At 26.9% G+C, this 14,543-nt stretch carries 14 protein-coding genes; 13 read left to right on the top strand and 1 reads right to left on the bottom strand.

The window, feature by feature from the left end; genetic code table 11:
- Window positions 1-16: 16 nt before the first annotated feature.
- Together J2Z25_RS10945 and bsh are read left to right on the top strand one after the other, a co-directional pair.
- Entirely contained in the window at window positions 17-271 is a 255-nt protein-coding gene (locus J2Z25_RS10945; protein WP_245173278.1) for a PspC domain-containing protein, read from the top strand.
- 442 nt (window positions 272-713) lie between these two features.
- Entirely contained in the window at window positions 714-1,706 is a 993-nt protein-coding gene (bsh, locus tag J2Z25_RS10940; RefSeq protein ID WP_209740476.1) for a choloylglycine hydrolase, read from the top strand.
- A gap of 614 nt (window positions 1,707-2,320) precedes the next feature.
- Here the strand turns inward: bsh and J2Z25_RS10935 are convergent.
- Window positions 2,321-2,623: a hypothetical protein gene (locus J2Z25_RS10935; protein ID WP_209740474.1), complete on the bottom strand. Its 303-nt coding sequence runs from the start codon at window positions 2,621-2,623 to the stop codon at window positions 2,321-2,323.
- A 340-nt stretch (window positions 2,624-2,963) separates the two neighbouring features.
- On the opposite strand from J2Z25_RS10935, the gene J2Z25_RS10930 reads away from it, so the two are divergent.
- From J2Z25_RS10930 to J2Z25_RS10880, 11 genes are all read left to right on the top strand, one after another.
- The gene (locus J2Z25_RS10930; protein WP_209740472.1) at window positions 2,964-4,346 is read left to right on the top strand and encodes an ABC transporter substrate-binding protein; all 1,383 of its coding nucleotides are present in this window, start codon (window positions 2,964-2,966) and stop codon (window positions 4,344-4,346) included.
- A gap of 64 nt (window positions 4,347-4,410) precedes the next feature.
- On the top strand, window positions 4,411-5,307 hold the full coding sequence (locus J2Z25_RS10925) for a carbohydrate ABC transporter permease (protein ID WP_111928294.1): 897 nt from the start codon (window positions 4,411-4,413) through the stop codon (window positions 5,305-5,307).
- 22 nt (window positions 5,308-5,329) lie between these two features.
- Window positions 5,330-6,157 carry a carbohydrate ABC transporter permease gene (locus tag J2Z25_RS10920; protein ID WP_008680747.1) on the top strand — a complete coding sequence of 276 codons (828 nt, stop codon included), beginning with the start codon at window positions 5,330-5,332 and terminating at the stop codon, window positions 6,155-6,157.
- Between the two features lie 14 nt (window positions 6,158-6,171).
- Window positions 6,172-7,257, top strand: a complete 1,086-nt coding sequence (locus J2Z25_RS10915) for a glycoside hydrolase family 130 protein (protein WP_209740470.1) — start codon at window positions 6,172-6,174, stop codon at window positions 7,255-7,257.
- A 307-nt stretch (window positions 7,258-7,564) separates the two neighbouring features.
- Entirely contained in the window at window positions 7,565-8,605 is a 1,041-nt protein-coding gene (locus J2Z25_RS10910; RefSeq protein WP_008680745.1) for a LacI family DNA-binding transcriptional regulator, read from the top strand.
- A gap of 16 nt (window positions 8,606-8,621) precedes the next feature.
- On the top strand, window positions 8,622-9,011 hold the full coding sequence (locus J2Z25_RS10905) for a cytidine deaminase family protein (protein WP_209740468.1): 390 nt from the start codon (window positions 8,622-8,624) through the stop codon (window positions 9,009-9,011).
- A 50-nt stretch (window positions 9,012-9,061) separates the two neighbouring features.
- The gene (locus J2Z25_RS10900; RefSeq protein ID WP_209740466.1) at window positions 9,062-9,979 is read left to right on the top strand and encodes a DUF1861 family protein; all 918 of its coding nucleotides are present in this window, start codon (window positions 9,062-9,064) and stop codon (window positions 9,977-9,979) included.
- Window positions 9,980-9,990: 11 nt separating this feature from the next.
- Window positions 9,991-11,577 (top strand): alpha-glucosidase, encoded by a 1,587-nt coding sequence (locus J2Z25_RS10895; protein WP_209740464.1) that lies wholly within the window; start codon window positions 9,991-9,993, stop codon window positions 11,575-11,577.
- A 303-nt stretch (window positions 11,578-11,880) separates the two neighbouring features.
- Window positions 11,881-13,116 carry an MFS transporter gene (locus J2Z25_RS10890; RefSeq protein WP_245173276.1) on the top strand — a complete coding sequence of 412 codons (1,236 nt, stop codon included), beginning with the start codon at window positions 11,881-11,883 and terminating at the stop codon, window positions 13,114-13,116.
- Between the two features lie 307 nt (window positions 13,117-13,423).
- Window positions 13,424-14,152, top strand: coding sequence for a LytR/AlgR family response regulator transcription factor (locus tag J2Z25_RS10885; protein ID WP_097032957.1), 729 nt, complete (start codon window positions 13,424-13,426; stop codon window positions 14,150-14,152).
- Window positions 14,153-14,543 (top strand): hypothetical protein (locus tag J2Z25_RS10880; protein WP_209740462.1); only part of this gene is annotated, 391 nt, incomplete at its 3' end.

The following is a 14,543-nucleotide window of genomic DNA, read 5'->3' as shown; positions in this document are numbered from 1 at the left end:
AATACACGTAAAGATTATGTTGAAACAAAGAAAGGGAATGTATATATTTATGAAGAAAAAGTTATATAGAATTAATGAAGGTAAATTTATTGCTGGAGTGTGTGGTGGAATTGCTCAATACTTTGATGTAGAACCTAATATTGTGCGATTGCTTTTTGTAGTATTTTGTGCAGCGTATGCAAATGGAATATTAGCATATATTATATTTGCAATTTTATTCCCAAAAAACTTAAGAATTAAGACGATAGCAATACATAATACTCTAATATAAATCCAAATAGCATTGATTTATATTGCATAATATTAAATAAACTTTAAATAGAGACAGGTACTACAGTAAATATAAGATAGCTGTATTACCTGTTTTAACTTTTATATTTTAATAATTAATTTCCTGATAAATTCCTATTTATAAAGTAGTTTGAAATAAACCTAACTCGTCTTATAATACAATTGACAATTAGTGAATATTTTTATTATATATTAATTATATGTTATATTTACATAAAAATATTAATATTATATTTTTTAATTACTTCACAATAGTATAATAAATCAACATTTAATAAAAACAGAGCCTAATAATTAAATAAAGTAATAATAAATTAAATTAAGTATTTTAGGGGAATATAAATAAAGCAAAAATAATACAAGTAAAGATAATACAAATAAAAATATAAAAGAAAATCATAGAAGTATATAGGAGGAGCGATATGTGTACAGCTTTAACTTTAGAAACAAAAGAAGGATATCATTTATTTGGAAGGAATATGGATATAGAGGTCTCTTTTAATCAATCAGTAGCACTTGTTCCAAGAAATTTTACCTATAAAAATAGAGCTACAAATGAAATGGAAAATACTAAATATGCAATGATTGGAATGGGAACTATAATAGACGAACATCCATGTTATGCTGAAGCAATGAATGAAAAAGGATTGGCTTGTGCTGGATTAAACTTTCCTGGATATTCTTATTGGGAAGAAGATGGTGTAGATGGAAAAATAAATATTGTTCCATATGATTTAATATTATGGGCTTTAGGAAACTTTGAATGTATTGAAGATTTAAGGGGACATTTAGAAAATCTAAATTTAGTAGCAAGGCCTGTAAATGAAAATGTACCTTTACCAGCGCTTCACTGGATTATATATGATGCAAAAGGTGAATGTTTAGTTGTAGAAAAGACAAAGGATGGGCTTCGTATATTTGAAAATAAGATAGGAATTTTAACTAATGCTCCAACCTTTGATTGGCATATGACTAACTTGACCCAATATATGGGTGTATCTTCGCATCAACCATCAGAAGTAAAATGGGGAGATATAGAATTAAAAGCTTTGGGTCAAGGTGCAGGAGGAAGAGGTCTGCCAGGAGATTTTTCATCACCATCAAGATTTGTAAAAGCTACTTTTTTAAGAAGTAATGCAGTAGTTGGAGATGATTATATATCAGCAATCAATGAATTTTTTCATATATTAAATTCAGTAGCAATGGTAAAAGGATCAGTTGTTACTCCACAAAACCTTAATGATATAACACAATATACTTCTTGTATGATTCAAGAAAAAGGAATCTACTATTACAATACTTATAATAATAGTACAATAAATGCAATTGATATGAATAAAGAAAATTTAGATGCCAAAGAAATAAAGATATTTGAATATAGAGATAAGCCTTTTGTAAATTTTGAAAATAGATAGAATTAATAAATTTAGCTAAAGTTCATGCGAATAATAAAGAGATTCAAAAACTCCATATAGCTACTTGAGTAATAAGTGGGTAAGAAGCAAAAGAAGTAAAATCTATTGAAAACAAATATATTGTAGAATGTAGTTTATAAATGAGTTATGGCAATCTTAAATTAGCCTTCAACATATTTAAATATAAGAAATTTAAAATTAGCCTAATATAAATTTATTGTGACCAAGTTATTTTTATACAGTATTTTAATAAGAAAATTTAATATTAGGGAGAGTAGAGGGATTGTGTAGAACAAAACCTATCTACTCTCCCTAAATGCTTTATAGAAATAATTATTTCGCTAAATTAAATTTTCAAGATAAAATAGATTGTACATAAATTGATGTTGATAAACTGATTTCCTTTAGATAAGAATGGAATTTTACATGGATTAATATATAGAAATAAATCAATGGTAAATTCTTAGAAACTCTAATAAACGATTGATTTATCAAAATGTTTACAATGGACCGATAGTAATAAAAAATGGAAGCTGTAAATATTAAAAAGAGCTTAAAAACTAAATAACTCTTAGTCTACTTGTTTCTACAACGGAAAAACCTATTTTTTCAAATCAATAAACTATAAATTCATTATATTCTTTTGGTGTTAAGCCTAGATATTCTAGTTTTTCTTGTAGAAAATCTTTTGTATGCTCATCTTTTACAACAAATCCTTCTGAAATATTTAAGTCTACATTTGGATTTCCTTCCCAAAATAAATAAGAATATTCCTTATTATCTTCTAAGTTAGTTAATGTACCGTCTGGTTTAGCATCAAAAGTCCATCCATTGTTGTAAGTAGGATAAGTAGAAGTAAGTTCCCCATCATAGTCTAATTTAACATTAATAGTTTTTTCTTTTGTTGGATTATTCATTATTTATTTTATTTGAGGTGGTTACTGTATTATTAAAATCAGTAACTACATTTTCTGATTTTTTAGGAGTATCACTTGAATCACCTTAAATGTATAAAACAAAGGTAATTTAAATTAAAAAAATAAGGACAGTAATTTATAAAATTTATAAAATTAAAGTAAATTGGCGTTGAAATTAAAGTAAAGTAAATTTAAAATAATAATTGAAAGGTTTACAAAAGAGTTTTTACTAAAATTATAGTATTAATTTTTAGAAATTAAGCCTAATTTATATTAAAAATTAAATATTTATAATTAATAATAAATTAAATTTAAAGTAAATTAAAGGGAGGATTTTTTTATGAGTAAAATTACTAAGATTATATCAGCACTAGCTTTATCTACAATGATGGTAACTTCATTAGTTGGATGCTCAGGTGGAAATAATGAGGGGTCTTCATCAGGAGATACTATAACAGTAAATTTTTGGACAGCACCTCAAAAAGTTCAATATGATTTCTGGACAAGTAAAGCAGAAGCATTTAATGCAACTAATACTAAGGTAGGGGACAAGGTTGTAAAACTTGAAGTTCAACAAATGCCTGAAACACCATCATCAGAAGCCGGAATACAAAATGCACTAGCAACAGGAACAGCACCAGCGATTTCAGAAAATATAAATAGGGGATTTGCTACAACATTAGCGCAATCAGAAGCAGTTTACTCATTAGAAAATGAAGATTGGTTTAAAGATATAGTAAAAAACAGAGCATTAGAATCAGTAATGCCAGGTTGGGAAATTGAAGGAAGTCAATATGTAATTCCAATGTATGTTAATCCAATGGTATTACAATGGAATACAAAAGCTTTAAAAGAGTTAGGATTTGATAAAGCACCAGAAACTAAAGCAGAATTTGATAGTGTAATTGCTAAGTTTAATGAAAATAAGGATAAGATGTCAGCTATAGGAGTGACACATGTATTCTATAGAAACTCTTTAATTAGACCAGATCAATGGTGGGACAGATCATCAGATTTCCAAAATATCTACTTAGCATTTAGTGGCGGAAAGTCATGGGTAGAGGGAAATAAGTTAGTTTTAGATAAAGAAATTGCAAAGGAATCATTTGAATTCTTTGGATCATTAGGTAACACACTATTAACATCAGAAGTACCTAATATATGGGCAGAAGAAAATCCACAAGTTTTATTCACAATAGCAGCTCCATGGGAAATTCAAGCTTTAAGAGAAGGCGGAAAAGTTTATGGAGAAAATTATACTTATGGTCCAATGATAGTGAAAAATCAAGGAGATACACCTTATAACTATGCAGATGCAAAGGGACTAGTTTTATATAAAGCTGATAATATTACAGATGAAATTCATCAAGGTGCCATAGAATTTATGAAATGGTTATATAATGAAGAAAATTCAGCAAAAACAGATTTAGAATGGTTAGAAGCTACTACAATGTTACCAGTAAGAGGAGACTTATTAGAAAATGAAGAGTTTTCTAAGTATTTAGCAGAAAATGAAGAGTTAAAGGCTTTAGCTGGACAAGTAGAATATGCTATTCCAGGTATGCCACACGATAAAATGGCACAAATACAAGAAGCGTTAGGTAATAGTTTAGCTGCATACTTAGAAACTACATTATCATCAGATGCTTTAACTGTAACTGATGCTACAAAGTATGTAGATGAAGCATTTGATGCAATGAAACAAGCTGGTGGCTTAGAATAGTTTATTATAATAAAGCAAAGATGAGAAATTTATCTTTGCTTTATTTGTAAAGGAGTGGCACTAAATGAAGAATAAAATAGAAAGTTTAAAAAATAAGGGCGGATTTTTAGGATGGCTATTTAACATACCATATTTGGCATATTCAATTATTTTCTTTTTAATACCATTAGTATGGGCATTTTGGTTGTCTATGACAGATTGGAACTTAATGTCTAAGAATAAAAATTTCGTAGGGTTAGATAACTTTAAATTATTATTTACCGATCCAAGAATTAAAGCAGCATTTATAAATTCATTTAAATATTTAATACCTATTGTTATTTTTACTGTAGCAATAGCAATTGTTATAGCATTATTAGTTCATAAGTTACCAGATAAGGTTAAAGGAATCACATCAGTATTATTTTTTATACCTTACTTAACTTCAGGTGTTGCTATATCAGTAGTTGTAAGATATTTCTTTAGTTATAATTCAGCATTAAATGTTTTCTTAAGAGAAAAAGGAATTAATATAGATTGGTTTAGAGATCCAAAGTGGGCATTTATAATAGTTGTTGGAATAGTAGTTTGGAAAATGTCAGGTTATTATGCACTATTTATATTATCAGCATTAGAATCTATTTCAGATGATGTACATGATGCATGTAAGATAGATGGAGCAACTGGGTTAAGAAAGTTTATAAGTGTGACATTACCAATGATTATACCAACTTTAACAACAGTAGTCGTATTAGCAGCTGGTCTTGCATTTGGTATTTTTACAGAGCCATATTTATTAACAGGTGGAGGACCAAACTTAGCAACAACCACATGGCAACTTGAAATTTATAATACGTCATTTACTAATTTCCAATCAGGATATGGTGCAGCTATTGCAATAGCTAATGCAGTGCATATTTTTGTATCAATTAAGATAATCACATTTATAATGGAAAAGATTAATAAAAAGTATGGTATGTAAATATTAAGTTGGAGGATAAGTTATGAAAAAGAAGTTAAATATAAAAACTATTTTAGTAATAGTAGCAACTATTATAATACTAGGAATTTCATTATTCCCATACTTCTATATGATAATTCAATCACTAGCACCATGGGATCAAACCGATAAAGTATTTATTCCAAGTGGGATTACATTAAAAAGCTATGAATATTTATTAGGGGGAAGCGGTGGAGCAAGCGCAGGTATGTGGATAAAAGCATTACTAAATTCCTTTATAGTTTCTGCTCCTACTGCAATAGTTTCAGTATTAGTAGGATTATTAGTTGGTTATTCAGTTTCTAAGATGAAGAATTTTAGAGGCGAAAAGTTAGTAATGAATTCATTATTATTTCAAATGTTTTTCCCTGTAATAATATTACTTGTTCCTAGATATATGATATCAAAACCATTAACAAACACATATTTAGGAATGATATTACCGTTATCAGTATCAATTTGGGGTATATTTATGTATATAAATTATCTTAAGTCATTACCAGATGCAGTATTTGAAGCTGCTAGAATTGATGGAGCTTCAGAACTGAAAATATTATGGCATATTGCCTTTCCAGTAACAAAATCAGTTACTACTATAGTGTTTTTATCAACATTTATGACAAGATGGTCAGAACTTATGTGGGATATGCTTATATCACCAAAGATAAATATGCAAACATTAAATGTATTGATTTCAACACAATTTAAGCCAATGGGAAATTTACCAGGACCTATGTATGCAGCATCAGTAATATTAACATTACCAATAGTAATCATGTTCTTATGCTTCTCTAAATATTTTAAAGAGGGTATAAACTTTATGTTAAAGTAAAAGGAGAATTAGATATGACAAATAATATAGTAGTTAAAAGAAGTGAAAGAAATCCACTAATAAAGCCTAGTGATGTTAAACCTAGCAGAGAAGATTTTAAGGTTGATGGTGTATTTAATTGTGGAGTATGTAAATATAAAGATGAATATATATTACTTTGTAGAGTAGCAGAGTCAGTTAAAGTAGAAAATGAAGACGATGTTAAGATACCAGTGGTAGTTAATAAAGATGGAAAAGATGTTATAGATATTATTTCATTCAATAAAAAGATAGATACACAATATGACTATTCAGACTCCCGTTCTTTATGGACTTTAAATAGTAAAGGAGCTAAAAAAATAGCTTATTTAACATCTTTATCTCATATTAGAATAGCTAGATCAAAAGATGGAGAAAATTTTGAAATTGATGATGAAGCATTTATAAAACCAATTGCTTCAGAAGAAGAGTGGGGAATAGAGGATCCAAGAATAACTAAGATAGAAGATACTTATTATATAAATTATACATCGGTTACTAGGAATGGGGCTGCGACATCTTTAGTATCAACAAAAGATTTTGAGAGTTATGAAAGACATGGAATTATATTTGCACCAGAAAATAAGGATGTAACAATATTCCCAGAAAAGATAAATGGAAAGTATATGACATTTAATAGACCAGTACCTTCAGCAATTGGAGGACCTGATATGTGGATTGCTGAGTCATTAGATTTAATACACTGGGGAAAACAAAAACATTTTTATGGAGTTTCCAATGAAGAATCTTGGGAAAATGGAAGAGTTGGTGGAGGAGCAGTACCTTTCTTAACAGAGAAAGGATGGATAAAGATTTATCATGCAGCAGATAAAAATGATAAATATTGTCTAGGTGCCTTTTTATTAGATAAAAATGATCCAAGCAAAATATTGGGTAAAACAGAAAAAGCAATATTAGAGCCAGAAGCTGACTATGAAAAAGAAGGATTCTTTGGAAATGTAGTATTCACATGTGGATGTATTTATGAAGACGGAATCGTAAAAATTTATTATGGAGCCGCAGATGATAAAGTTTGTAGAGCAGATATAAAAATTGAAGAAATTTTCAAGTTAATTAAATAATACATATTGGCTATTACAAAAAAAGAATAAGTTGTAGTAGCCAATATTTATAAAGAAAAGTAAATTATGATTCCTAATCTTAATCTTTTTAAGTTGTAGTAATATATAGAAATAGTAAAATAAATTATAAATGAGGTAGAAAGTAGCACATATTAATTTATATCTAAAAATATTATAAAAAATTATTAATATATTAAAAACTAATTAATAAAACATAGGCAAAATGTAGATTTAAATGAAGGATTAATATATCAATATAGAGAATTATTTAATTAGAATCAATAATGAGATTATTAGGAGATTGAGTATGGGAAAAATAACGATGAAGGATATAGCAGAAAGATTAGATATTTCAATAAATGCAGTATCATTAGCATTAAATAGTAAAGCTGGAGTTAGTGAAGAAACTAGAAAACAGGTTTTAGATGTAGCAGAAGAATTAGGATATTTAGATAAATCGCCTAAATTTGTAAAATCATTTGCTAATAAGAATATTTGCGTTATTATAAAGAAATATTATTTTGAGGATAATACATTTTATTCAAAAATAATGATGGGTATTGGAGAAGAATCAAGACGCAAAGGGTACGATATAATTACATGCTTAATAAATGAAACAGAAGAAAGTATTCCAAGCTGTATAGAAAGTAAGAAAGTATGCGGGATAATAGTTATAGGAACTATAGAAGATGAGTATCTAGTAAAATTAAAAAATTATAAGATACCTGTAGTGCTTGTAGATCATACATCACTATTAGAAAGCACAGATAGCATATTAACTGACAATAAGTTAGGAAGTTTCAATATAACAAAGTTACTTATAGAAAAAGGTTATAAAGATATAGGCTTTTTTGGGGACTTAGAGTATTCACTAAGTATTAAGGAAAGATTCTTTGGATATAGAGAGGCTATAAAGAAGTTCTTAAAGTTTAATAATTTTAAAGAAGCAGAAGTGTTTATAGAGGAGCAATCTGTATTATACGATGTTGAGCAAAATATAATCGATAAGAATATTGAAGGAATTAAGGAAAGAATAAATAGAATTAATAAAATTCCAGAAGCTTTTGTATGTTCTAACGATAATGCTGCAATAGCACTAATAACTTCTTTGAAAGAGTTAGGTTATATGGTTCCAAAAGATATAGCTGTAGTTGGTTTTGATGATATAGTATTAAGTTCGCTTATAGAGCCAAAGCTCACGACTGTTAGAGTTGAAAAGGATTTTATGGGAAGAAAAGCAGTAGATAGATTACTTTGGAGAATTGAAAATAAAAAAGATCCAGATGAAAAAACAATACTTAGTGTAGAAGTAATTGAAAGAGATTCAGTTGGAAATAAAAATATTTAATTTGCCGGAGGTAATTATGGATTTTGATAAACTAATTGAATATGCAAAAGAAGTGCTTAAGCCAAGAAGACTTTCAGATTGTGTAGAAGTTGGAGGAGTGGCAGCTGCAATACTAACCACATCAGGTAATTTATATAGAGGTGTTTGTATAGATACAGCTTGTTCAATGGGGGTTTGTGCCGAGCATTCAGCTGCAGCAGCAATGATTACTAATGGAGAAAGTGAAATAGAAAAATTAGTAGCAATAAATTGGGATGGAAGTGTTATTCCACCATGTGGAAGATGTAGAGAATTTATAATGCAAATTAATGATAAAAATAAAAATGCAGAGATAATGGTAAAAGAAGATATAGTAGTTAAGCTAAAGGAACTTCTTCCATATGACTGGAGAGAAAGTGCTAATTAAAATCAATAAAAGAAGTTATATAATTAACTACCTAGTGGAGGAGTAAAGATATGAATATTAAGGAAACATGTTCAACACTATTAGAAAAATATTTAAAAAATAATTCAAATATATATAATGTAGAAAAATTAAAATTTATTAATGTAGGGGAAAACGATGTTTATAATATATCAGCTCCTTTTAAAGATAATATGAAAACAATTATTGCAGGTAGAGTAGAAGCTAGAGATAGTGAAGATTCTACTGTTTGTTTTTTTGAAAATATAGGCGATAGTTGGTCACCTGTAGAAGGATACCCAAAATTTAAGCTTCAAGATCCATTTTTTACACGAATAAATGATGAGTTAATATTTGGAGGAGTTGAAGTATTTCCACATCCTGAATTAGAAAATACTTTGAAGTGGAGAACTATTTTTTATAAAGGAAAAGATATATGTTCACTAGAAAAATTCTTTGTTGGCCCAGATGGAATGAAGGATTTAAGACTAGTTCAAGTAAAGAATAACAAAATTGGAATTCTTACAAGACCACAAGGAGAAAAAGGTGGTAGAGGTAAAATTGGATTTGCTACAATAGATAATTTAGATGATTTAGATATAAATATTATAAATGAAGCTCCTTTACTAGAAGATTTATTCATTGATGAAGAATGGGGAGGAGCTAATGAAGCAAGATATTTAGATGATTCTACACTAGGAATTCTTGGCCATATTGCTTGTTTTGATGAGGTTGGTAATAGGCATTATTATCCTATGACTTTTAAGCTAAATATAAATACATTGGAAGTAAAGAACCAAAAAATTATAGCAATTAGAAAAAATTTCAAACCAGGTGAAGCAAAACGAGCAGATTTAGAAGATGTAGTCTTCAGTGGTGGATTAGTTTTAAATGGAGATAAAGCAGTTCTTTATGCAGGAATCAGTGATGCAGAAGCTCAATTAATAGAAATAGATAATCCATTTAAGTAAGGAGAATTATCATGAGGAAAATATGGTGGAAAGAAACTGTTTTTTATGAAATTTATATGCCGAGCTTTAAGGATGGCAATAATGATGGAATAGGTGATTTTAAAGGGATAACTTCAAAATTAGATTACTTACATAAACTTGGAGTTAAGGGGATTTGGTTAACTCCGTTTTATCCATCACCTAAGGTTGATAACGGGTATGATATATCGGATTACTATAATATAGATAAAGATTATGGAACTCTAGAAGATTTTAAAGACTTTTTAGAAAAAGCGCATAAATTAGATATTAAAGTAATAGGCGATATAGTACTTAATCATACTTCAAGTGAACATCATTGGTTTAAGGAGTCAAAAAGCTCAAAGGATAATGAAAAGAGGGACTTTTATATATGGAGAAATGATAAACCTAACAATTGGGAATCATTTTTCGGTGAAGATGCATGGGAATATGATAATGTAACTCAAGAATATTATTATCATGCTTTTGCAAAAGAGCAAGTAGATTTAAATTGGGCTAATCCAAAGGTTTATGATGAGATGATAAAGGTTCTAAGATTTTGGTTAGATCTTGGAGTTGATGGATTTAGATTTGATGTAATTAATTTCCTAACTGTTAATGAAGATTTATCAAATAATAATCCTTACGATGAAAAAGGTGAGCAAATTCATAAATTTGATAAGGACCAAAATGGAGTATTGGATATAATTAAAAAGCTTGCAAAAGATATTAAAAATATAAAGAAAGATGCATTTCTTGTTGGTGAAGTTGGTTCAGAAGATTTAGATGAATTAATAGATTACTCAGGGAAAGATCTTTTAGATGTAGTTTTTAATTTCAATTTAGGAAGCATGGAGAACTTTTCAACAGAAAAAATATATAAGGAAATTATTGGAATGGATAATAGATGTTCAGAAGATCAAATTCCAACTATATTTTTCAATAGTCATGATATGGAAAGAAGTATATCAAGATTTAATCCGAATGGAGATAAAGATGGCATAGAGAGAGCTATGGCAGCACTTTTATTAACTTCTTATGGAGTACCTTTTATGTATTTTGGAGAAGAAATTGGAATGAAGAATTTATTTTGTAAAGAAATAAGCAAGATGAATGATATACAAGGAGTTACAAAATACAATATAGAGATAAATAACGGGAAAAGTGAAAAAGAAGCATTGGAAAGCGCAAATAAAAGTTCGAGAGATAAATCTAGAAGTCCTATGCAATGGGATAATAGCAAATATTATGGTTTTTCACAAGTAGAACCTTGGATTAATATTGATGATAAAAAAGATATTGAGACTGTTGAGATGTGCGAAAGTAATGAAAATAGCTTGTTAAAAATATATAGAAAGTTAATTAAGCTTAGGTATGACAATCAATGCTTATTATATGGCAGATATAATAATGTATGTTTAGAAGATGATGTAATTTCTTTTGAAAGAAAATTAAATGATGAAGTAATAAAAGTTATAATTAACTTTAGCGAAAATATTTATGAAGAAGATATTAATGGAAATATTTTGTATAGCTTAAGCAAGGAAGTGGACAAGATTTCTTTAGCACAATATGAGTTTGCAATAATAAAGTGTTAAAATAATTATATAAATAATTAAAGTACAAAATAATTTCAGAAATAATTAAAGTACTTAAATAATTAGATATAAGTATTTGTATAGAGATAGCAAATATTAAAAATAATAGATTAATTTAACTACTTTATAATGAAAAATAAGAGCACCAAATAAGAGAAATTACGTCTTATTTGGTGCTATTTATTTTTAGAATATAAGAGTAAAATAGTAAATTAAAGTTTGGATAAATAACATCTATTTTTAATTAAGTTATTTAAAGTAACTAGTTATTTAATTAAAGTTATATAGGTAGTAAGCTAATTTATGAAGAATAAAAAAAGGGAAGGAAGAATTAAAATAATGGAGAACTTATCTAAAAAATTTTCAAATTATCTCCTTATTTCTTCTTTAGGGGGAAATATCCTTGGGAGTATATTTGTTCTTTTCTTAAGTTCCATAAAAGGCTTTAATGCTAAAGAAATAAGCTTAATTGTAGGAACAACACCACTAATAATATTCCCAATATTTTTTTTATGGGGAAGTTTGTTGGACAAATATCAAAGGGTAGTAGGATTTAGTAAATTGTTAAATTTATCAAATATAATAACTATGGGATTATTAATTATAACAAATAATTTTATATTGTTTTTTATCATTAATATAATAAGATCTATTTTACTTCAGCCTAGTGGGACATTAAATGACAAGTACATGTTAAACATCTCTAGTATTAATAAAGGTACTTATGGGAAGATAAGAGTACGTTCAACTATAGGATATGGCTTGGCAGGGATAATATGTCCTATAGCCATAAGAATTGGTGATGTATATTTAGCGATAATAGTTGGAATGATTTTAATTTCTTTTAGTATTATATTATTAAGTAAAGTACCAGAAATAAGTGATGATCATGTATCAATAAATAAAGATATGAAAAATGATAAAGGAAATACTTTTAAGTCTTTATTTGATCTTATAAAAAACAAAATGTATCTTAAATATCTAATAATAATATCTATTATTTGGGGAACGCAAAATGCAGCTTCAGGATATGGAATTCAAATAATGATGATTGATTTAAATGTATCTAAAGTTATTATAGGATTAATTCCTTTTATAATGGTTATTTTTGAAGTTATATTTCTATTAGTATTTGATAAGGTTAGGATTTTAAGAAAAAATGATTTAGCACTATTAATAGCATTAGTAATTTTAGTTTTTAGGTGGAGTATAATGTTCTTTGCTAAATCATATATATTGATATTAATAATTACTATGCTTCATGGGATAGTAACGGGAATAGTATTACAAATTCAGAATAAAATAGTTGGCAAGGTTGTCTCATCAAATCAGCACTTTTTAGCATTTATGCTTATAAGTTCTTTATCCACAACAATACTACCAAGTTTATTAAATTTAATAACTGGAGATTTGTATGGTAAGTTTGGGATAAAAGTATTTGGATTTGTATATTTAGTGCTATCATTAATAGCTAGTTTTGTATTAATATATAATGCTTTAAAAAATAAAAAATTAAAATCTTATGAAATAAAAAATTAAAATAAAAATAATAATGGAAAAGACAATTATACAGTGATATATATAAATAAAAAATAGACTGTAAAAACTATTTAATAGTCTATTTTTATTTAACATTATAAGAAGAAAAATATATAAAAATGGATATAATTATGTTAAATTATTAATATATATTATGTTTATATAAAGTTAAACAATGTTAAATACTATCATTTTATAATATATATCATCAAATAATATGAGCGAAATAGTTTGAAAAATTTAATAAAAAGTAAGGCTTTACTTGATAGTAGATTAATCTAAATTATATTAAAAGGAGATTGGTAATATGGTGAGGATTGCAATATGTGATGATCAAGATATTTTCCAAGGAACTATAAAAAATAAATTGAATTTGCTATTAAAAAAAGAATGCATTAAAGCACAAATAGATTGCTACGATTCTGGAGATAAATTGATAAAATTTTTAAAAGAAAATAAAGGTATATATGATATTTTATTTCTGGATATATTAATGAGTGATATAAATGGGTTGGACGTAGCAAAAGAAATTAGAACCTTCGACAACAGAATGCAAATAATATTTTTAACTAGTTCTAGTGATTACATATTGCAGGGGTATGATGTTGAAGCACTTGGATATTTAATAAAAGGACAAGAAGATAAAAAACTTGAAGAAGTCTTATTAAAAGCAATAGAGAAGACTGACAAAAATTATGATGACTATATTATGATTAAATCAGGAAGTTTTATAAGAACAATATGCTTGAAAAACATAGAATTTATTGAGGTAAGAAATAGAACAATTACAATTAATACGGATTATGAAACTATAGATTTTAATGGAAAAATGGAAGATATGCAAAATGAATTATTATGTAAAAATTTTATATTAACCCATAGATCTTATTTGGTTAATGTGAGAAAAATAAAACATATAGGTACAAGCAGTATAGAATTAAAGTCTGGAAAAGAAGTTTTACTAAGTAGATTAAGGAGTAAAGGGGTAAAAAAAGCATATCTAGATTATATTTTTGAATATAATAAGGAGGAATAAATGGATTTAAAAAATGTATTAATTAATATGTTATTAGGAGTAATAACAAGTATAGTTATAATGAAAGACAACAGTAAATTATATAATTGTCATAAAGTTGATAAAAGAAAAATTTTAAAGTTCATATTATTATTTCTTTTTAATTCAATAATTTTTACATTATATAATCTATTTAATAATAAAGTAATTATAGGATTTTATTTAATAATATTAATAGAATCATTAATATTACATAATTACAAATGGAGCATAGCTTATTTATCTAATGGATTATCATATCTAATATTTACAATTATAGAGTTAGTATTATTTTTTATAAAAAAAATTTCAGTTCCTTTTTATACTTATAATTTATATGTTAATAATGATAATATTATAATAAGCAGGATTG

It is taken from the genome of Clostridium tertium (genome assembly GCF_017873245.1).
Taxonomy (GTDB): Bacteria; Bacillota; Clostridia; order Clostridiales; family Clostridiaceae; genus Clostridium; species Clostridium tertium.
Note: the sequence above shows the minus strand (reverse complement) of the source record. Positions and strands in the feature narration are given on the sequence as shown.